Source organism: Nonomuraea sp. NPDC052129 (genome assembly GCF_040680095.1).
In the GTDB taxonomy this organism is placed as follows: Bacteria; Actinomycetota; Actinomycetes; order Streptosporangiales; family Streptosporangiaceae; genus Nonomuraea.
Genome location: NZ_JBFAVX010000003.1, coordinates 203389 through 222758 on the forward strand (window position 1 = coordinate 203389; position 19370 = coordinate 222758).

Here is a 19370-nt window from a genome sequence, read left to right on the forward strand (position 1 = left end):
GGCGGGCCGCTAACGGCAGGCCGAGTCGAGGGTGATCGGGTTCTCCGGGCTTCCCGTCTGCGGGGCGGCCTGCGGGTGCTGGGTGGGCGAGCTCTGCTCGGACAGGGCCTGGGAGACCTTGTGTCTGATCAGGGTCCAGTCGGGGTAGACGGTGTCGATCAGCGGCGGTACGAAGTTCAGGCTCCTGATCTTGTGCTCCTTCACCTTCTGCGCCAGGTCCACCAGATCGGGCAGGACGTTCTGCGGGATGTCAGTGGAGATCGCGCGCTTCGTCGCCACGGCCAGCTTCTCGAAGCTGTTCAGCACGGTCACCGGGTCGGCCTGCTTGGCGACGGCGTTGAGCAGGCATTTCTGGCGGCCCATGCGCACGTAGTCGTCGCTGTCCGTACGCGAGCGGCCGAACCAGAGCGCTTCCTGGCCCGAGAGCTTGCGGGTGCCGGGGCTCAACAGGCCCTCGCGGTACTTGCCGTAGACGATCGGGTCCTTGATGGTGACCGTCACCCCGCCCATCGCATCGATGATCTGCGCGAAACCCCTCATGTCCACCAGGGCGTAGTAAGTGACGGGGATGCCGAGGATTTCGCTGATCGTCTTCTTGATCAGGGCCGGGCCGCGCTGCCCCTTGCGTATGCCCGGCTCCATCTCGGGATAGTCCTCGGCGTATTGGAAGACCTCGTTGAGCAGGCCGGGAGTGTCGGGGCCCGCGCCGGTGAAGCCGTCAGGGAAGCGGTCCCTGGGCGGGCCTTCCGGAAGTCGTACCCGCTGCAGGTTGCGCGGCAGGCCGAGCAGGGTCGTCGCTCCGGTGGCGACGTCGACGCTGGCCACGGTGATGCTGTCGGTCCGCACACCGGGACGGCCGGGAGCCGCGTCGCCGCCGAGGAGCAGGAGGTTGATCCGCCTCGCGCCGTTCCACGGGTCCTGCGACACGATGGGGGAGACGTTGGCGGTGAACAGGGTGTTGACCACGTCCCGCGACACGTAGGCCACGCGGGCCGCGTACACGGCCGGGGCCAGGATGAGCCCGCACAGGGCGATGGTCAGGACGGTGGTCACCGCGCGGCCCACGCGGTTCGCGGGCGCCGGCCGTACGAGTAGGTACGACCAGATGATCACGCCCGTCCAGACGACCCCGAGCGTGGCCACCATGATGGTGAGAGCGGTGAGCCAGGCGGGCTGGACGGCCAGCGAGAGCAGCCTGCTGCTGAACACGGTGAGCATGGTGAGGATCGAGGCGAGCATCACCACGTACGTCACCATGAGGGCGAAGCCGGTCTTCCGGCGGTCGGCGGCCAGATGAGCCACTCCCCACAACAGGGCTGAGGCCAGGGTGAGCGCGATGCTGAAGCCGAGGCCGAACCCGCGTGTTCTGACTGTCATCCCTGGTCAACCCCTCGTTCTACGAACTATGGCCAAGGTTAGTAACGGTTTGGAGGCGGGCGATTTGGTGAAAAGGCAGTGTCGCGGCAAGTTTCGGTGAAGTCCATCTTGAGATATAACGTGTGTGTGAGACGCGGAAGCTATGGATTCGACGCACCATGGGCCCTCTCCGGACTCTTCTTCGGGGCGGTGGCGCTGCTGGCGTTGGTCGTGGTCTCGTTCGCCTTCGACGTACCGGCCGCTGGGATCGCGTTCCTGCTCGGCGCGCTCTACACACTGGCCAGCGCGGGGAGTTACCTCTACACGACCCGGCGGGGGAAGTTCGTCGTGTGGGGCGAGGAACTCGGCCGGATCGAGGGCGACGAGCAGGTGCTCGACCTCGGCTGCGGGCGCGGGATGGTGCTGCTGCTCGCGGCCCAGCGGCTGCGCGGCGGCCGGGCCACCGGCATCGACCTGTGGAGCGGCAAGGACCAGTCGGGCAACGCCGAGAGCGTCACCAGAGCCAACGCCGAGGCTGAAGGGGTGTCGGACCGGGTCGATCTGGTCACGGGGGATATGCGCGAGTTGCCGTTCGAGGACGGGCGGTTCGACGTGATCGTGTCCAGCTTGGCCATTCACAACATCCCGACCGCCGAAGGACGCGACCAGGCCGTCAAGGAGGCGCATCGGGTGCTGCGTCCGGGCGGGCTGATGCTGATCGCCGATTTCCGGTATACGTCGTGCTACGAGGACGCGCTGCGTGAGCTCGGTGTGGTCGATGTGCGCAGGCGGGACCTGGGGTGGCGGTTCTGGTACGGCGGGCCGTGGTTCAAGTCGGAGATGCTGGAGGCTCGCAAACCAGGTCCAAACGGTGGTGAGTCGCGCTCGGTCGGTGGCGAGGCGCGCTCGGCCGATAGTGAGTCGCGCTCAGTCGACGGTGAAGGCGCGGTGGTGTCGGCGGTGCCGGAGGTAGGGCGGGTTCACCAGGACGCGGCGCCCGTGAAGGACGTCGGCGACGGCGCGTAGCCCAGTCGCTGGCGGGCCGCGGTGATGTCCAGTGTGCGCTCGACGGCCAGGTGGCCGACGGCGTAGCGGGTCAGGCGCGGTTCTCGGGCGAGCTTCTCGGAAATCGCGGCCAGGCCGTGCGCGAGACGCCGGGGCAGGTAGAGCGGGGTCGCGTCGATGCCCTTTTCCCTCAGTACGGCGCGGAGCGCGTCGTCCAGGACGACCGGCTCGGCGTCGGTCACGTTGTACGTCCCGAGCGGCCCCGTGACGGCCAGCAGGCAGGCCATGGCGAGGTTGGACACCGACGTCAGGCTGACACGCTGCCGCCCGTCGCCGACCGCGACCAGTCTGCGGCCTCTGACCGCCCGCAGCACCCGGGGGAGCAGCGTGGTGTCGCCCGGACCGTAGACGGCGTGCGGGCGCAGGATCACCGCCCGTCCCTCGACCAGGAGTTCGGCCGCCGCCTTGGACGCGCCGTAGGCGTTGACGTATCGGCTCACCGGGGCCTCGTGCTCGCGGGCCATGATCGTCGGCCGTCGCGGGTCGTACACGCTGGCCGTGCTGACGTGCACGAACCGGGCGTGCGGGAAGGCGGCCATGGCGGTCGCGGTCCCGGTGTGGTTGGCCCGCCAGATCCCGGCCGGCGGGCCCCAGTCGGTGACGCTCCCCGCGCAGTGGATCAGCGCGTCGAGGTCCAGCTCCGGGCGCTCGTCGCCGGTCAGGTCCCACGTCTGGTACGTCACTCCGGGGATCTCCGTGGGCCGGCGCCCGAAGCCGTACACCTGCCAGCCCTTGGCCACGGCCGCCCGGCAGACCGCGCCACCCACGAAACCGGACGCCCCGGTGACCCCGACCCTCATGCGGCCCTGATCAGCAGGTGGTTGTAGGTCGGGAGGAGCACGCCCCGGGCGGCCCGTCGCGCCACCACCTTGACCGGGCGGGCGAGCACGACCCCGGCCACCGCGCGGATCTCGGCCAGCGCCAGCGGGTAGCCGATGCAGAAGTGCGGCCCGGCGCCGAACCACAGGCGGCGCAGCTCGGGCGGGTGCGGGCGAGACGGGTCGAACGGGCCGTACGCGCGGGCGCAGTTGTGCGTCACGATCACCACGCGGTCACCGGGCCGGGCCAGGACCTTGCCCAGGCGTACGGGCTCGGCGACGGAACGCAGCATGACCGGAGTCGGCGTGGTGATCCGCATCGCCTCCTCGATCGCCAGATCCAGGTCGGCGCCGAAGGCGTCGTGGTCGTGCAGCAACGCGACCAGCCTGGGTACGAACGTGGCGACCGTCTCCGTCCCGGTGAGGAAGAACGCCCCGGCCGCCCCGCGGGCCTCCGCCGCCGACAGCCCGAGCTCGCGCATCCGGCCCATCACTGTGGCGGGGTCCCCCGCGTCGTAAGCGGCCTGCGCTATGTCGCCGATCCCGTCGAGCACCTCGCGGGCCACGGTGAGCTGGCGGGCGTTCAGTCCTCGGGTACGCAGCGAGACCATCGACACCACCCGCTCCCCATCGGCGAACAGCCGCCTGGCCCTGGCCGCCGGCACCTCGCCGAGTCCGATCACCCGGCAGATCACCGCCCCGGCCAGCAGCCGCATCTCGTCCACCAGGTCGACCGTGTCGCCTTTCGCCAGCCGTACGCGGAGATCGTCCAGCGGGCCGGCCAGCACGTCGGCGACCAGCGCGGCGACGGACGACGGCGTGAACAGCGGCGACAGCTTGGCGCGGAGCGCGGCGTGCGGCTCGCCCTCCATGTTGAGCAGCACCGACGGGCCGAGCACGGGCGTCCACAGGTCACCGGGCGAGCCGGGGCCGTCCTTCCGGAAGCGGCCGTCCATGAGCACGCGCCGGGCCAGGGCCGCGTCGTTCACCACCACACCCAGACCCGGCACCCGCACCACCGGACCCAGCCGGGCCAGCAGGCGCATCAGCGGGTAGGCGAAGGGGTGGGCGGCGAGGTAGAGCCGCGTCTCGTGCCGCCGCCCACGCCGGACGTGCCGCTCGTGGCGCTCGCGTCGCTCGTGCCGCTCGTGAAGCTCGGACGGATCGTCGCGGCTGGTCACAGGTCTGCCAGCATGATGCCCAGGCTGATGCCGCCGCCGAGGCCGAGCAGCGCCACGCGGTCACCCCTGCGGGCGTGGGTGAGTTGGAGCGGGAGGGTGACCGACGCACAGTTTCCGTGCTCGGGCAGCGTGATCACCAGCCGGTCCTCGGGGAGGTCGAGCGCCCGCGACAGTACGTTCAGGTACGGCAACGCCACCTGATGCACCGCGATCACCGCGAAATCATCCCAGGTCAGGCCGGTGCGTTTGAGCGCGTTGAGGAAGAGGTCGGGGCCGACGAGCTGGAACGCCTCCTTCAGCCGGCGGCCGTCGCCGCGGAAGTAGGAGTACTCCGGGTCGCGCGGATGCATGGACCCACCACCCGGAAGGGTGCCTATACCCCACGCCGTACTATCCGCCGAAAAATCGCGATAAAAGATTCCGCGGAGCGGGTCGGCCTCCACGAGCACCGCCGCGCCCGCGTCCGACAGCGTGTATCCCGCGAACGCGTCCACGAACTGCGCCCGATCCCGCACCCGCCAGCGGATCGCCCGCGACGGTGTCTCGCCCGAGCACACCAGCACCCTGCGGTACGACCCGGAGACGATCAGGCCCTCGGCCACCTGGATCCCGTTGAGCAGGCTGTTGCAGGCGTTCTTGACGTCGAACACCGGGCACGACAGGCCGAGCTTGGCGGCCACGATGTGCGCGGTCGCGGGCTCGACCAGGTCCTGCGAGGCCGAGGCGAAGATCAGCAGATCGACGTCGGCCGCCAGCCCCTTGGCGGCCTCGACCGCCAGGTCCGAGGCCTGCTGATCGTCGGCGGCCACGTGGCGGCGCTCGATGCCGGTCATCCGCTCGATGATCCCGGTCGGCGGTCGGTAGCCCTCGATGCGTCGCTCGACCTCGTCGCTGGTCAGCGTGGCTGCGGGAAGGTACGTGGAGATCTGGGTGATGCGGGCCTTCATCTGCCGAAACCTAGCGGGTCGGCCTTGCAGAACGTTTGCCGGCCGTTCACCGGGCCTGTCAGCCGCGCTCGTCCATCGGGCCCGTTTGCCGGGCGTCGCGGCGTGCCGGTGGACGACCACTAATCATTTCAATGAATCTCAATTAACGGTGGCCAGGAGAGTTATTTGCGAAACCTGCTCTATGTATGCCGTGGGCAAGGCGTACAGGATGCCGGCTGTTTCGGAATCGTTAATCACCGGTAGCGCGGCGAGCGCGTCGGCGGCCAGGCCGCGGCAGTATTCCAGAGTTTTGGGCACCATGTCGCCGGCGCGCAGGCGACGCAGGACTTCCGCCACCTGGTCGTCGGTCATATTCCTGCCCAGCAATTCCGACACGTCCTCGCCGGCCATCAGCAAAGGCAGGCTGTAGACGCCCTGGCGCAGGTCGTTGCCCGCGGGTTTGCCGAGCTGCCGGCTGGAGGCGGTCAGGTCGAGCAGGTCGTCGAGCACCTGGAAGATCAGCCCGAACCGCTCGCCGTACGCCGCCATCCTGGCCCGGTCCTCCGGCGAGGCGCCCGCGCACACGGCGGCCACCAGACACCCGGCCCGGAACAGCGCGGCGGTCTTACCGGTGACGGATCGCAGCGCGTTCTCCACGGTCCGGTGCGGGTCGAACAGGTCGGTGGTCTCCAGGTACTGGCCCTCCGCCAGCTCGACGACGGTCGCGGCCAGCACCTCGGCCACCGGTCTCGACACGGCCGTGATGGCCGCCAAACCCGCCCTGGCCAGCATGAAGTCACCGATCACCAGGGCCTTGCCGTCGCCGAGTTCGGCGTTCAGCGTTCTGGTGCCGCGCCGCTCGGTGGCGTTGTCCATCAGATCGTCGTGTACGAGGGAACCGGCGTGAATCAACTCCACACACGCCGCGGCCGTGATCACCCGGCGGTCGGGCTGCTTTCCCAAGGCGATCGCCGTGGCCAGGGTCATGGCGGGGCGCAGCCGCTTCCCGCCGGCGTTGATGATCCGCCCGGCGCCCGCGTTGATGCCCGGCAGTGTGGACGATCCGCTGAGCCGGCGGATCCTGGCTTCGACCTTGCGCAGTCCTTGGGCGATGGCGGGGGTGTTCAGCAGTCGGTCCATGGTCACCAGCCTGCTCCGCGGCGGCTGAGCCATCCCTGAGAAACGCTGAGGAAATTCTCAGCCGACTGCCCGAATTGCCGTCGATTACTCGTAAGTACGGTGACTTGGAGAAAGATCTGGGTTCTAAAAGTAATTGCGGGAAATGGCAGATCGTCCGACTGGTTAAAATCCTCGAGTGTAAAGAAATCCAGATCGTTCTGGGAGATAGATGCTCCATTGTTGGGGGGTAAGCTCCAGCGGGCCGAAACAACAGCGCATCCATTTCTGGGGGACAGACCTTGTACAAGCACGCGATCACCGCTCTAGCTCTAACCGCCTCCGGCCTTCTGCTGGCGGCGGGGCCAGCGGTCGCCGACGACGAGTTCGACAGCGGCTTCACCAGCTCCCCGAGCAGTGCGATCGGGGCGCGGAACGACAAGGCAGAAGGCCACTTCTTCGCCACCGACTACTGGCATGGCGTCCAGGCCGGCACGTTCGACCTCAGCCGCTCCAGCGTGACCGGTGTCCGCACCGCCCCCACGACCGCCTCCACCGCGAACGCGGCCTGCCCCGCCAAGGTGAGCGTGGCCTGCCCCGACTCGGTGACCACGGTCCGGCCGTCCGCCACGAGCAGCACGCCCTGCTCCGCCGCGGTGACCACCGTCCGGCCCATCGCCACGACCGGCACGGCCTGCCCCGCCGCGGTGAGCAGCGTGACCACGGTCCGCCCGATCGAGGTGACCACCGTCCGGCCCTCCGCTACGACCAGCTCGCCCTGTGCCGCCGCAGTGGCCACGGTCCGGCCGACCGCCACGAGCAGCACGGCCTGCCCTGCCGCGGTGACCACGGTTCAGCAGGCTCCGGTTCAGCAGGCTCCGGTTCAGCAGGCTCCGGTTCAGCCGGCTCCGGTTCAGCAGGCTCCGGTTCAGCAGGCTCCGGTTCAGCAGGCTCCGGTTCAGCCGGCTCCGGTTCAGCAGGCTCCGGTTCGGCCGGCCGCCGTTAGCTCGGCGTGCCCCGCCGTGGTGACCATGGCCTGCCCCTCCAGCACGACCACCGTCCGGCCCGCGAACGTGAGCACCACCTGGGCCGCCAACACGACGACCACGGTCCGCCCCGTCATCGTGGGCACGCTCTGGGCTGCTAACACGACCACCGTCCGTCCGGTGAACGTGAGCACCACCTGGGCCGCCAACACGACGGCCACGGTCCGTCCCGCCGTCGTGGGTACGGCCTGGACCGCCAACGCGATCACGGTCCGCCCCTCCATCGTGGGTACGGCCTGGGCTTCCGTGTCGACCGCGGTCCGGCCCACCGTCGCCATCGCCGTGAACACCGGCCGCGCCGAGGACTGCAAGCCGGCCCAGTCCGCCTCTCAGTCCACCGCCTGGAACGGCATCCGTACCGCCGGCTGGAGCGGTTGGATGGCATCGTCGGAGCGCGACTCGGCGCGCGGGTCCGAGCGCGCATGGGCGATCGCCACGAGGTAACTCCGCTGTGAGACGAGCACGGGCGCGGGCCCATCGTCCCTGGTGACGGTCCGACCCGCGACCTGACGGAACCGCTCCGGGCCTGACCTGACGCCTGGCGCGGTTCCGGCTCCCACTCTCTCGAGCCGTCTGCTCTCCGCTGAAGCGAGCAGACGGCTCGACTGCGTTTCAAAGGTGTCCGGCAGGCCGGAGCGATCACAGAGCGTCAAACTATGATCCGATCAAACTATGACGCGATCATAGTTTCCAAGCCGCGAGCGGGACGGCTCGTTGGGAGTGAGGCCCTGGGCGTCTGGCACCATGAGCGCGGTTGACTCTCACACGGTGTCAGGTCATAGACCGGGAAGTCCCAGCGAAGAGGAGGTCGTCATGGCATTGGCGGATCGAGTGGACGCCGTCCTGGGGGCGGGTAAGGCGCCGAATCTGCACGGGCTCGTGGTCGTCGAGAACGGGCAGGTCATCCTCGAACGCTACGGCGCGGGCCAGGACGTCAAGCTCAACGAACCCCTCGGGCACGTCACGTTCGGGCCGGACACGCTGCACGACGTCCGGTCCATCACCAAAAGCGTGGTCTCGCTCCTGTACGGCATCGCGTTGGCCGAGAAGCTGGTGGCGCCCCCGGCGGAGGGATTACTCGCGCAATTCCCGGAATATCAGGATCTGGCGGCCGATCCCCAGCGGGCCCGCCTCACCATCGAGCATGCCCTGACGATGACGCTCGGGATGGAGTGGGACGAGAGCGTTCCGTACACCAGCACCGCCAACAGCGAACTCGCGATGGAGTACGCGCCCGACCGCTACCGCTTCGTACTGGAGCGGCCCATCGTGGAGGAGCCGGGGCAGCGGCGGGTTTACTCCGGCGGAGCGACGGCGCTGATCGGGCGGATCGTCGTCAAGGGGACCGGCCGGTCGCTGGCCGAGTTCGCCAGGAGCGCGCTGTTCGAGCCGCTGGGCATCGGCGCGTTCGAGTGGTCGCAGGGTGACGACGGGGACGAGATGGCGGCGTCAGGGCTGCGGCTGACGCCGCGCGACCTGGCCGCCATCGGGACGGTCGTGCTCGACGGCGGGCGTGGGATCGTGCCGCGGAGCTGGATCGAGGAGCTGTGGCGACCCCGGGTGAAGATCGACGACAGGTCCCACTACAGCTACCAGTGGTACGTCGGCACCGGCGAGCGCCCCTCGATCGCCGCGCATGGCAACGGGGGCCAGGCGATCCACGTGGCACCCGAACGCGGGCTGGTCGTGGCCGTGACGGCGGGCGAGTACAACCTCGAACAGCTCAGCGCCGCGGCCGTGCTCGACGCGGTCCTCGGAGGGCCCTGACCGCCGGTGGTCCTCGAAGGGCCTGGCCGTCAGTGGTCCTCCGAGAGGCCATGAGCGTCAGCGGTTCTCGAAGGGGCCTGACCGTCAGGGTGTCAGGATCAGCCTGCCCAGTGCCGTGCGGCCTTCCAGGCGGCGGTGGGCCTCGGCGGCCGACTCCAGCGGCAGGGTGGCCTCGACGTACGCGCGGCTGCGTCCGTCGGCCACCCTGGCCAGCATCTCCGGGTAGCTGACGCTGAACACCCCGGCGCCCCACGCGGGGCCGCCGCACCCGATGACCGTCACACCGCTGGCGAGCAGATCGGCGGCGCTCACCTCGGCGGGCGCGCCGCTCAGCAGGCCGTAGCAGAGCATGCGTCCAGAGCCGGGCGTGAGGTGATCGAGCACCTGCCTGGCCGACGGCCCGCCGATCGAGTCGAAGACCACGTCCACGTCGGGCAACTGGCCGGGCCAGCCCGGCTCCCGGTGGTCGATGACCTCGTCGGCCCCCATCTGCCGGGCCCGCTCCCGTTTCGGCTCGGCGCCCGCGGTGGCGATCACCCGTTCCGCGCCGAACTCCTTGGCGTGGCGCAGCAAGTACGTCCCGACGGAGCTCGCCCCGGCCTCCACCAGCACGGTCTCCCCGCCCTTGAGCCCGGCCCGGTGCAGCAGCGCCAGCGCGATGGCGCCCGGCGCGGCGGCGGCGACGGCGTCGACCGGCGACACACCGTCGGGCACCGGGCAGCTCAGTGACGCCTGCACCGCCACGTACTCGGCGTAGGAGCCGACCCCGCCGGTCACAGCGGCGACCGTGGTGCCCAGCAGGGCCTCGTCGACTCCGGCCCCGACCTCGGTGACCACCCCGGCCACCTCGGCGCCGAACACCGCGGGCAGGGGCACTGGCACCGGCATCGGCATCGTGCCCGCCCGCAGCTGGGTCTCGGCGTAGCTGACGCCGATGGCCTGCGAACGGATGACCAGCTGCCCTTCTCCCGCCTTCGGCTCCGGCCAGTCCTCGGCCTTGAGCACCTCGGGACCGCCCAGTTCGTGGACAACGATCGCGCGCATGGGACACACTCCTCGTAAGTGAACCTCTGGTCCAGTTAATATATGGACCGGCGGTCAAGTTTGTCTATGGGGGACAATGATCCGATGGAACGGCGGGAGCGGGCCGACGCGGCGCGCAACAGGCGGGCGATCCTGGCGGCCGCCGAGGAGCTGCTGCGGGAGCATCCGCCGGAGGAGGTCTCCGTCGAGCGGGTCGCCGTCGCGGCGGGGGTGGGCAAGGGGACGGTGTTCCACCGGTTCGGCAGCCGCGTCGGGCTCATGCAGGAGCTGATGTCGGAGCGGGCGCACGCGTTGGAGCAGGCCGTCGTGGACGGGCCGCCGCCGCTGGGGCCGGGCGCGCCGGCCGGGGAACGGCTGGTGGCCTTCCTCGACGCGGTGGTCGCGATGGCCACCCGAAACGCGGGATTGATCGCCGCGCACGAGCACGCCCGGCTGACCCAGAAGGCCGGGGGCGGGACGCGGCTGGCCAACCCGATCTACGTGTCGTGGCACCGGCACGTCTCGGCCCTGATCGCCGAGGCGCGACCGGATGTCGACGCCGACCTGGCCGGGCACGTCCTGCTCGGCACGCTGCACACGGAGCCGATCGGCAGCCTGCTGCTCGCCGGGGAGTCGGCCAGGGTCGCCGCCACTCTGGGCGACCTGGCCAGGGGTCTACTCGGCGACGCAGGGGGTCCGCTCAGAAGGACGTAGGGGGCCCGCTCAGAAGAGGGCGCGGGTAAAGGCCGCTCAGAGTGGGAGGTGGGTGATCGCTGTGTGGAAGGCCGCGACGGCCGCCTTGATCGCGGGATGCTCCCCGTACCCCCTGCGAAAGGCGGCCAGGGTACGGCGGCTGAGCGGCAGTCCGGTCAGCGTCACCCCGTGCGGTGGCGCGAGCGCGGCCAGACGGGGGACGAGCGCCACGCCCTGACCGGCGGCGACGAAGGCGAGCACGGTGTCGAAGTCGTCGATCCGATGACGGACCCGCGGCTCGAAACCGGCCGCCTGGCAGGCCCGGATCGCCATCGCGTGGCACAGGGTCCCCGGCTTGCCGACGATCCAGGCGTCATCGCGCGCGTCGGCGATCGTGGCCCGGTCCGTGAGGTACATCTGCTCCCCGAACAGTGGCTCCGTCTCCAGCGACGCGTCGGTGACCGGCGGCACGAAGTCGTACTCGTGCACGAGCGCGACGTCCAGCTCACCGGCCCGCAGCGCGGCGGAGACGTCGGCGGGGTCGATCTCGGAGACCATCGGCCGCAGCCCCGGATGCGCGCGGGACAGCTCGGCGAGCGCGGGCGGCAGCAGCACGCGGGCCGCCGTGGGGAACGCGCCGATCCGCAGCGGCCCCGACGGGCCGCTGCGCACCGCGGCGAGCGCCGCGGACGCCCTTTCCAGCTGTTCGAGTACGTCCTGCGCGTGCTCGACGAGCAGGTGGCCGGCGGGCGTCAGGGCGACCGTCCGGCCCGTACGCTCCAGCAGCGGTACGCCCGCCTCCCGTTCCAGGGCGCTGAGCTGCTGGGAGACCGCCGACGGGGTGAAGCTGAGCGCCTCGGCGACGGCGGCGATGGTGCCGCGCTGGGCGAGTTCGCGCAGGAGGTGGAGCTTGCGAGGGTCGAGCATCAGACAAGCTTAAGCTCGTCAGCAGAAATCCGCGCTGGACCTAACGTATTGATCCGCGTCAGGCTGAGAGCATGCTGACAGGAATCCATGTGCCGCTGGTCACGCCGTTCACCCAAGAGGGTGAGGTGGCCGTCGAGGCGATCGACAAGCTCGCCCGCCACGTTCTCGACCAGGGCGCCGCCGGGCTGGTCGCGCTGGGCACCACCGGAGAGGTCGCGGCGCTGACGCCCGCCGAGCGGGCTCGGGTGATCGAGGTCTGCGTCGCGGTCTGCGCGGAACGCGAGGTGCCGCTGACTGTCGGCATCACCGGCAACGACACGCGCTCAACAGCCGCGGCGCTGAAGGAGCTGCCCTCAGGAGTCTCCGCCGCGCTGCTGACCGTGCCGTACTTCCTGCGTCCTTCGGAGCGCGGTGTCATCGCGCACTTCGAGGCGTTGGCGGAGGAGACGCCGGTGCCGCTGGTGATGTACCACATTCCCTACCGGACCGGGCAGGCCGTCAGTGCCGCGACCCTGCGTCACCTGGGCGGGCACCCGATGATCGCCGGAGTGAAGTACGCGACGGGCGGGATCGACCAGGATGCCCTGGACCTGCTCGGGGACCTGCCCGAGGGGTTCGAGGTGCTCGGGGGCGACGACCTGTTCATCTCGCCGCTGCTGGCGCTGGGCGCCGCGGGCGGCATCCTGGCCTCGGCGCACCTGGCCACCGACCGGTTCGTCGAGCTGGCCGCGGCGTGGCGCGCGGGTGACGTGGCCGGGGCCCGGGCGCTGGGTCATCGGCTCGCCCGGCTGTCGGCCGCGCTGTTCGCCGAGCCGAACCCGACCGTCGTCAAGGGGGTCCTGCACGCCAGGGGCCTGATCCCGACCCCCGACGTGCGCCTGCCGCTGCTCGCCGCCGGAGCGGAGGCGGTGTCACAGGCTGATCGGGTGGCTGGCGTCACAGGCTGACCTGGTGGCGGTACATCCAGGACAGTGACTCCTGGCTGGCCAGCTTCTTCAGGAAGATCGGCATCATCAGGTCGCGGAACACCCGGGCGACCGGGCCCGCGGCCTTGTTGTTGCTGATCGTCCGCGAATAGGCGACGACCTTCTCCACCCGCCCGCGCCGATCGCTCTCGAACCGCTCGAACGCCGCCCGGTGGTCCTTCGCCTCACGCAGGCACCTGGCCAGCACGACGGCGTCCTCGATGGCCAGCGAGGCGCCCTGCCCGGCGCTCGGCGAGGTGGCGTGGGCGGCGTCGCCGGTGAGCACCACCCGTCCCTTGTGCCAGGTCGGCAGGGGCGGCAGGTCGTGGATCGGCAGCGCCAGCGCTACTTCGCTCCGCTCGATCACCTCGGCGGAGAAGTTCGCGTCGTCCCGGAACGCCTCCACCAGGACCGGCTTCCAGTCCGCGGGAACGTCGCCCAGCTTGCGGGGCAGGTTGGCGAACCACCAGGTCTCGCCGGAGGCGGCCACGGTATAGCCGAAGAAGGCGCGCTTGCCGAAGACCATGTTGTAGACGCCCGGCTCGCCGGTGAACTTCGGGTCGTGGACGAGTCCGCCGAAGCTGTAGAGGCCGCTGTAGCGCGGCTTCGGGGCGCTCGGGTCGAGCTGGGCGCGGGTCCGCGAGTGGACGCCGTCGGCGGCGATCAGTATGTCGCCCGTCTCCTGCGTGCCGTCCTCGAAACGGGCCGTCACCTGGCCGCCCGTGTCGTCGAAGGAGACCAGGCGCTTGCCGTACGAGATCTTGATGCCATGGGAGAGGGCCTCGTCGCGGACGATGCGGTAGAGGTCGGCGCGCAGGATCGTGTGGCTCACCGTGCCGTCGTCCAAGGCCAGGCCGTTGGCCACCTCGCCGAGGCGCTTGCCGGAGCCGCTCCACATGACCATCCGCGGGGTGGGGATGCCCGCGGACAGCACCCGGCGGTGCGCGCCCAGCACGCGCAGGGCGTCCAAGCCGTTCGAGGCGACGTTGAGAAACGAGCCGACACTCTCGGCCGTGTCCGGGTAGGCCTCGAAGATCTCGGCGTCGATACCGGCCTTGCGCAGGGCCATCGCGGTGGTGGGGCCGCCGATGCCGCATCCTATGATCAGAGCTTTCATGATGATAACCTTTCGTTCGGTCGAACGAAATATATGCCGGGAAGGAGGACCGTGTCCAGAGATATTTCGGAACACCGAAAGAATTTGCTCGAAGCCCTGTTCATGGCCGGGCGGGACAACAGCAACGCCGCCGTGATGTTCCACAGCGCCGTCGGCGAGCTGCTGGGAGTGGGGATGACCGAGGAGAAGGCGCTAGACCTGCTGCAACGGCTGGGTCCGCTGACGGCGGGGGAGCTGGCTCAGCACACCGGCCTCGCGCCCGCCTCGGTGAGCGGGCTGATCGACCGGTTGGAAGGTAAGTGGCTGGTGCGCCGCACCCGCGACACCAAGGACCGGCGGCGGGTGATCGTCGAGGTCAACCACGAGGCGCTGGCCGGCGGCGACGAGGTCTTCGAGCCGCTGGTGACCGGGCTGTCCGAGCTCTACGCGGGCTACTCGGACGAGCAGCTGGAGCTGATCCTCGACTTCCTCACCCGGGCCACGGCCATCCAGCGACAGTGCACGACGCAGCTGACCTCGCCACGGTGACGCGCGCCAGTCCGGCGCGCGCCCCCTGATGGCCCGTCAGTCTGTCGTGTTCTCCCTGATGGCCGTGCCGACCTCGCCCACCCGGTCCGCGAGCAGGCCGATTGCGCCCACAGCCCTGGTCATCGGGTCGTCCTCGGCGCCGCCGAGCGCCTTGGCGCGCAGGTAGGCCGCCTTGAGGTCGCTCCAGCGAGCGGCCTGGGCGGGGGTCAGCCGGCCGCGCAGCTCGGCGAGCTTGAGCAGGTTGGCTTCCGCGTCGCTCGTCAGGGTCTGCGCCTCGCCGAGGTAGTGGTCGTCGATGACCGCCTCCAGCTCGGCCTCGTTCATGGCGGGCACGATCCGCTCGGCCAGCTTGTTCATGTTCCGGTACGAGCCCTGCAGGCGGAACGGCGGTTCGGTACGGGCGGCGTCGGACTGTCCGGCCGAGGCGATGTACGCCTGGTTGTTGGCCAGCACGACCTCCTGCACCCGCACCAGTTTGCGCAGCACGCTGAGGATCTGGTCCAGCTCGGTCTTGGCGTACGGGTGCCGGAGCTGGTCCGGCCGGGCGCTCTGGTCGCCGCGCGCCAGCCGTACCAGGAGCTCCACGTCGGCCCGGTCACGGGCGGAGAGCGGCGCCAGCACCGGGTTGGAGGTGAGCGCGTTGTCGATGTAGCTCAGCGCGAACAGCTCGTCCTTGCCCGACAGCACGTCGCCGAGGTTCCAGACGTCGGCGCGGTTGGCGAGCATGTCGGGGATGCGGAAGCGCCGGCCCGACTCGGTGTACGGATTGCCCGCCATGCACACCGCGAACCGCTTGCCGCGCAGGTCATAGGTGCGGGTGCGGCCGTTCCAGACGCCCTCGATCCGGCGCTGGGCGTCGCACAGCGAGATGAACTTCTGCAGCAGCTCGGGCGAGGTGTGCTGGATGTCGTCCAGGTACAGCAGCGTGTTGTTGCCGGTCTCCAGGGCGAAGGAGATCTTCTCGACCTCCTGCCTGGCCGTCGCGTCGGGCGCCTCCGCCGGGTCGAGCGAGGTGACGGCGTGGCCGAGCGCCGGGCCGTTCACCTTGACGAAGACCAGGCCGAGCCGGCTGGCGACGTACTCCATCAGCGTCGTCTTGCCGTAGCCCGGCGGCGAGATGAGCAGCAGCAGGCCCATCTGGTCGGTCCGCTTGTCCCCGCCGGCGGCGCCCAGCTGCTTGGCCAGGTTGTCGCCGATCAGCGGCAGGTACACCTCGTCGAGCAGCCGGTTGCGGACGAACGCGCTCATGACCTTCGGGCGGTATTCGTCCAGCCGCAGCCGGGCCCGCTCGGCGGTCACCAGCTCGGTGCGCCGCTTCTGGTAGGCCCGGTAGGCGGGCACGCGTTCGGTACGGAAGCGGCGGGTCCTGGCCAGCGTCTCGTCCAGGCGCAGCTCCAGCTTGCGGTCGGCGACGCGCGGGTGGGTGCCCAGCAGGCCCTCCACCGTGGCGGTCAGTGTGGCGCTGGAGTCGTGGCGGGGCAGGTCGCAGAGCTGTACGGCGATGGACTCGGGCACCTCTGGGCCCTTGCCGAAGGCGCCGATCCAGGCTCGGGCCAGCTCCAGCCGTTCGGGCAGCGCCACGGCCTTGAGATCCTCCTCGAACTCGCGTGACCTGGCCGGGCCGAGCGTCTGGTGGAAGCCCTGGAGGAGGGCGCGGGCCGCCGCGCTGGTCACGAAGCCGGTGGGCTGGGTGGCGAGCTCTTCGACGAGATACTCCCCGGCGAGTGAAGCCGTTTCGCCGGGGCCAAGGTGGAATGCGGCGATGTTCGAGCCCAGTTCCGTTGCCAGAGCGGCAATCTCCGGTGTGGGGCCGAAGACCGTGCGGGCGCGCACCAGCGACAGAGCCCGTGTGGCCAATGTTTTACGTGAAACCTCGTCCACTCCGAACGCCCAGTACAGCTGCGCCGCCGCCCGAGCCTCCGGCGGATACCGCAGCAGCCCGGCTCCCTCCCGGAGTCGCAGCAGCGTGTCGAGGATGGCGGTGGCATCGTGGTCGTGGACGCCGCGTTCGTACCCTTCGTCGTAGCGCTGTTCGGCCGCCTGCCGTACGAGGTCCTGGAGCGGCCCGCCCGGCACCGCCACGTCGAGCAGCGAGGCGGCCAGGTGCTCGGCGCGGTAGACCTCCGGGGTCTCCGAGGCGAGCAGCTGGTCCCAGAACGGGCGGGTGTCGGCGAACGCGGCGGGGGCGGGGGAGCGGTAGTCGGTCCCGGTGATGGCGAAGTGCATGTCGCCGTCGTGCGGTACCAGCGTGAGGTCGATCGGCTGAGTGTTGACCGCGAACCGATGCCGGCCCAGGCGCAACGTCTCGCCGCCGTCGGAGAACAGGTCGAGACGGTCGCGCAGGGCCCGGCCCGCCTCCTGCTGCGCGGCCTTGACCCTGCCGTCCAGCTCCTCGGCGCGTACCGCGTCGCCGAGCCCGCGCAGCTCGGTGGCGACCGAGCGGAGCTTGGCCACCATCGGGTCGGTGGCGAAGAAGGTGTTGACCTCGTCGAGCGAGCCCAGCGACGGCAGCCGCCTGGTGATGCTGCCCAGGATGCGCTCGGCCGAGGCGAAGATCCGGTCGGCCCGGCGGGCGAGCTCGTCCAGCTGCGTCTGCTTGCGGGCCGAGAACGCCTCGTAGACGTCGTCCCGCTTGGCCGCGAGCCGGGCGGCGAAGTCGTCGAACTCGCCGAAGCGCGTCTCCAGCGCCTCCAGCCGCAGCATCAACCTGCCGAGCTGCTCGTCGCACCGCTCAGGCGTGTCCGCCACCGCCAGCGCGCCGGTGATGGCCTGCCCGAGCAGCGCGAACTCGGCCGCGAACGCCGCCCGCCCCTCCGCCCCGAGCAGTTCACGCCGGCGGCCGTCCAGGAGGGCCCGCGCCCGGTTCACGCCGCCGAGCACCTCGGCGATGCGCTCCAGGATGGAGGTCCGTACGGTGGCGTCGGCGATCTCCAGCGAGCCCACGACCTCGGTGACGACCTCCAGCCCCTCGGACTGGGTGGCCAGGCGTTCCGTGACGGGCTCGGCCTCGGCGACGGTGGTGATCGCGGCGGCCTCGGCGGCCAGCCGCTCGACCGCCTCGTGGTAGCCGGTGAACGCCTCGGCCCCCTGGAGGAACCCGACGGCCCGCTGCCCTACGGACACCAGCTCGTCGGCCAGCGATCCGGTCAGCGTGTCCAGCTGGGCGAGGTCGAGGTAGCGGACCTCGCGCAGCGTCACCAGGCGGCCCTGGGCCCGGCGCAGCGTGGCCAGCAGCGTCACCCAGGCGTCGGCAGTGGCGGGGGTGTCGCCCCGGGCCTGCCGGACGAGCCGGGTGGTCTCCTCCGTGGCCTCGGCGAGGGTGCGGGCGGCCTGCCGGGTGAGCGCCTCCACGTGCTCGTACTCGTCGAGCACCTGCTCGGCGGTGGCCCGTACCTCGGAGAGCGGGTCGCGCAGGCCCTGCTCGCCGAGCCAGTGGTAGTGGTCGAAGGCCCGTGTGCAGGCGGCGATCAGCGCCTCGAACGTGGCGGCCGACGGCGCCATCTCACCGATCATGCGGGCCACCGACAGGCAGTCGGAGATGCCGCGCACCAGCTCGGCGTTGCCGATGCGCTCCAGCGGGCCGGAGCCGGTGGGCTGGGCGGCGGCGTAGGTGTCGGAGACGTACGGCGTCTGCCAGACCTGCATGGGGTGGACCCGCGTCGGCTCCTCGGAGGTGGCGCGGAAGACCACCATCGTGCCGTCGTCGAACAGGGAGTAACCGTGGCAGACGATGGGGTTGGCCACCTCTTTCCTGATGACGTTGTACGGCAGGAGCAGGGAGCGGCCGTCGCCCCTGGCGTGGAAGACGTACAGGACGTCCTCGCCGTTGGGGGAGCGGACCACGCGGTCGAACTCCAGGTCCGTGACGTCCGTGTCGAACGTCTTGCTGACCCCGGTGGCCAGGTAGTAGCCGCCGGGGAAGATCAACCCCTGGTCCTCGGGGAGGCGCTGGCAGGCCTGGCCGATGCCGTCGAGCCTGGTCACGGCCTTGGTACGGGTGTTGAAGACCAGGTGGCGCCAGTCGGGCTCCTTGTACGGCCGGATCCTGATCAGGATGAGCGGGCCGATGACGGCGTGCTCGACGTCGGCGTCGGCCAGGCTCTGGAGGGGCTCGGCCACGGGCTCGGCGTAGATGCCCTCGCCGGTCTCGGTGTTGTTCTCGATCTTGATGGTGAGGTCGCCGCCGACCGTTTCGACGAACACCTCGTCGCGGATGGAGATGTGCGGGTGGCGGCCGAGCACATGGTCGTCGCGGGTGGCCGGGGTCCAGACGAAGTCGTGCGAAGGCGGGAAGGCATGATCCCGCTCACCCCTGTTGTCCTGATATTTCGTGACTCCTTGGGGGCCGACCGTCCATCTGAAGACCCGGGTGTCGGCCGGGCCGGTCTGGAAGACGGCCAGCAGCTTGCCCTCGACGCGTCTCAGGTGGTGGAGCCTGGACTCCTTGTAGTAGCGGTACAGCTCGGCGAAGTCCTTCTGGAACGCCGGCTCCTCCAGGGCGGGAAGACGGTCGGGGTCGAACCTGAAGGCGTCGCCGTCCCTGGTGAAGCGGTGCACGGAGAAGACATCGGCGACCGTGGTCTCCGGCTTCAGCCCGATGAAGACGTTGTAGCCGAACAGCATGACGCCGCCCAGCGAGACGATGTCCCGGGGGACGCAGTTGTTGTCCGTACGGATGCGCTCGGTGCCGAGCAGGCGGAGCTCCGTGCCGCCGAAGACGGTCAGGCGCTGGGCGTTGACCCCTTCGGTGGCCGCGGCGAGAGCCTTGGCCTGGGCTTCCAGCCGGGACTTGAGCACCTCATAGGTCCCGGCCTCCAGGCCGACCTGACCGGCTGGAGCGGG

Annotated in this window: 17 protein-coding genes; 6 read left to right on the forward strand and 11 right to left on the reverse strand. The window is 70.4% G+C overall.

Going from position 1 to position 19370, the window contains the following annotated elements; all coding sequences use genetic code 11:
• Nucleotides 1-9 precede the first annotated feature (9 nt).
• Nucleotides 10-1377 (reverse strand): LCP family protein, encoded by a 1368-nt coding sequence (locus tag AB0L53_RS08865; protein ID WP_363992247.1) that lies wholly within the window; start codon nt 1375-1377, stop codon nt 10-12.
• A 126-nt stretch (nt 1378-1503) separates the two neighbouring features.
• Here AB0L53_RS08865 and AB0L53_RS08870 point away from each other — a divergent pair, with 126 nt between their 5' ends.
• Nucleotides 1504-2382 carry a class I SAM-dependent methyltransferase gene (locus AB0L53_RS08870; protein ID WP_363992249.1) on the forward strand — a complete coding sequence of 293 codons (879 nt, stop codon included), beginning with the start codon at nt 1504-1506 and terminating at the stop codon, nt 2380-2382.
• On the opposite strand, the gene AB0L53_RS08875 is transcribed toward AB0L53_RS08870, so the two are convergent.
• From AB0L53_RS08875 to AB0L53_RS08900, 6 genes are all read right to left on the reverse strand, one after another.
• Nucleotides 2337-3221 carry an NAD(P)-dependent oxidoreductase gene (locus AB0L53_RS08875; protein WP_363992251.1) on the reverse strand — a complete coding sequence of 295 codons (885 nt, stop codon included), beginning with the start codon at nt 3219-3221 and terminating at the stop codon, nt 2337-2339. The two genes, AB0L53_RS08870 and AB0L53_RS08875, sit on opposite strands and share 46 nt — an antisense overlap.
• The gene (locus tag AB0L53_RS08880; RefSeq protein WP_363992253.1) at nt 3218-4420 is read right to left on the reverse strand and encodes a cytochrome P450; all 1203 of its coding nucleotides are present in this window, start codon (nt 4418-4420) and stop codon (nt 3218-3220) included. Before AB0L53_RS08880 ends, AB0L53_RS08875 begins: the two co-directional genes overlap by 4 nt.
• Nucleotides 4417-5367: a ketoacyl-ACP synthase III gene (locus AB0L53_RS08885; protein WP_363992255.1), complete on the reverse strand. Its 951-nt coding sequence runs from the start codon at nt 5365-5367 to the stop codon at nt 4417-4419. The genes AB0L53_RS08880 and AB0L53_RS08885 overlap by 4 nt, the downstream gene beginning before the upstream one ends.
• Nucleotides 5368-5505: 138 nt before the next feature.
• Complete coding sequence (locus AB0L53_RS08890; protein ID WP_363992257.1) at nt 5506-6486, reverse strand: polyprenyl synthetase family protein; 981 nt, start codon at nt 6484-6486, stop codon at nt 5506-5508.
• A 445-nt stretch (nt 6487-6931) separates the two neighbouring features.
• Complete coding sequence (locus AB0L53_RS08895; protein ID WP_363992259.1) at nt 6932-7312, reverse strand: hypothetical protein; 381 nt, start codon at nt 7310-7312, stop codon at nt 6932-6934.
• A 123-nt stretch (nt 7313-7435) separates the two neighbouring features.
• The gene (locus AB0L53_RS08900) at nt 7436-7585 is read right to left on the reverse strand and encodes a hypothetical protein (protein WP_363992260.1); all 150 of its coding nucleotides are present in this window, start codon (nt 7583-7585) and stop codon (nt 7436-7438) included.
• 43 nt (nt 7586-7628) lie between these two features.
• Here AB0L53_RS08900 and AB0L53_RS08905 point away from each other — a divergent pair, with 43 nt between their 5' ends.
• Nucleotides 7629-7952, forward strand: coding sequence for a hypothetical protein (locus AB0L53_RS08905; protein ID WP_363992262.1), 324 nt, complete (start codon nt 7629-7631; stop codon nt 7950-7952).
• 369 nt (nt 7953-8321) lie between these two features.
• Nucleotides 8322-9275, forward strand: a complete 954-nt coding sequence (locus AB0L53_RS08910) for a serine hydrolase (protein ID WP_363992264.1) — start codon at nt 8322-8324, stop codon at nt 9273-9275.
• Between the two features lie 84 nt (nt 9276-9359).
• Here the strand turns inward: AB0L53_RS08910 and AB0L53_RS08915 are convergent, their stop codons facing one another.
• Entirely contained in the window at nt 9360-10319 is a 960-nt protein-coding gene (locus AB0L53_RS08915; protein WP_363992265.1) for a zinc-binding dehydrogenase, read from the reverse strand.
• 84 nt (nt 10320-10403) lie between these two features.
• Between AB0L53_RS08915 and AB0L53_RS08920 the strand changes: the two genes are divergently transcribed.
• Nucleotides 10404-11012 carry a helix-turn-helix domain-containing protein gene (locus tag AB0L53_RS08920; RefSeq protein ID WP_363992267.1) on the forward strand — a complete coding sequence of 203 codons (609 nt, stop codon included), beginning with the start codon at nt 10404-10406 and terminating at the stop codon, nt 11010-11012.
• 36 nt (nt 11013-11048) lie between these two features.
• Here the strand turns inward: AB0L53_RS08920 and AB0L53_RS08925 are convergent, their stop codons facing one another.
• Entirely contained in the window at nt 11049-11918 is an 870-nt protein-coding gene (locus AB0L53_RS08925) for a LysR substrate-binding domain-containing protein (RefSeq protein ID WP_363992269.1), read from the reverse strand.
• Nucleotides 11919-11989: 71 nt separating this feature from the next.
• Here AB0L53_RS08925 and dapA point away from each other — a divergent pair, with 71 nt between their 5' ends.
• Nucleotides 11990-12865 (forward strand): 4-hydroxy-tetrahydrodipicolinate synthase, encoded by an 876-nt coding sequence (gene dapA / locus AB0L53_RS08930; RefSeq protein WP_363992270.1) that lies wholly within the window; start codon nt 11990-11992, stop codon nt 12863-12865.
• Here dapA and AB0L53_RS08935 read toward each other — a convergent pair.
• The gene (locus AB0L53_RS08935) at nt 12855-14000 is read right to left on the reverse strand and encodes an FAD-dependent monooxygenase (RefSeq protein WP_363992272.1); all 1146 of its coding nucleotides are present in this window, start codon (nt 13998-14000) and stop codon (nt 12855-12857) included. The two genes, dapA and AB0L53_RS08935, sit on opposite strands and share 11 nt — an antisense overlap.
• Nucleotides 14001-14051: 51 nt before the next feature.
• Between AB0L53_RS08935 and AB0L53_RS08940 the strand changes: the two genes are divergently transcribed.
• Nucleotides 14052-14528 (forward strand): MarR family transcriptional regulator, encoded by a 477-nt coding sequence (locus AB0L53_RS08940; RefSeq protein WP_363992274.1) that lies wholly within the window; start codon nt 14052-14054, stop codon nt 14526-14528.
• 36 nt (nt 14529-14564) lie between these two features.
• Here AB0L53_RS08940 and AB0L53_RS08945 read toward each other — a convergent pair whose 3' ends face one another.
• Nucleotides 14565-19346, reverse strand: coding sequence for a DNA repair ATPase (locus tag AB0L53_RS08945; RefSeq protein ID WP_363992806.1), 4782 nt, complete (start codon nt 19344-19346; stop codon nt 14565-14567).
• Between the last annotated feature and the right edge of the window lie 24 nt (nt 19347-19370).

What these genes read in the sequence shown, in the direction of transcription:
- AB0L53_RS08865 (WP_363992247.1), bottom strand. Translation starts at nt 1,377, where the DNA reads ATGACAGTCAGAACACGCGGGTTCGGCCTCGGCTTCAGCATCGCGCTC.
- AB0L53_RS08875 (WP_363992251.1), bottom strand. Translation starts at nt 3,221, where the DNA reads ATGAGGGTCGGGGTCACCGGGGCGTCCGGTTTCGTGGGTGGCGCGGTC.
- AB0L53_RS08885 (WP_363992255.1), bottom strand. Translation starts at nt 5,367, where the DNA reads ATGAAGGCCCGCATCACCCAGATCTCCACGTACCTTCCCGCAGCCACG.
- AB0L53_RS08890 (WP_363992257.1), bottom strand. Translation starts at nt 6,486, where the DNA reads ATGGACCGACTGCTGAACACCCCCGCCATCGCCCAAGGACTGCGCAAG.
- AB0L53_RS08900 (WP_363992260.1), bottom strand. Translation starts at nt 7,585, where the DNA reads ATGACGGGGCGGACCGTGGTCGTCGTGTTGGCGGCCCAGGTGGTGCTC.
- AB0L53_RS08910 (WP_363992264.1), top strand. Translation starts at nt 8,322, where the DNA reads ATGGCATTGGCGGATCGAGTGGACGCCGTCCTGGGGGCGGGTAAGGCG.
- AB0L53_RS08915 (WP_363992265.1), bottom strand. Translation starts at nt 10,319, where the DNA reads ATGCGCGCGATCGTTGTCCACGAACTGGGCGGTCCCGAGGTGCTCAAG.
- AB0L53_RS08920 (WP_363992267.1), top strand. Translation starts at nt 10,404, where the DNA reads ATGGAACGGCGGGAGCGGGCCGACGCGGCGCGCAACAGGCGGGCGATC.
- AB0L53_RS08925 (WP_363992269.1), bottom strand. Translation starts at nt 11,918, where the DNA reads ATGCTCGACCCTCGCAAGCTCCACCTCCTGCGCGAACTCGCCCAGCGC.
- dapA (WP_363992270.1), top strand. Translation starts at nt 11,990, where the DNA reads ATGCTGACAGGAATCCATGTGCCGCTGGTCACGCCGTTCACCCAAGAG.
- AB0L53_RS08935 (WP_363992272.1), bottom strand. Translation starts at nt 14,000, where the DNA reads ATGAAAGCTCTGATCATAGGATGCGGCATCGGCGGCCCCACCACCGCG.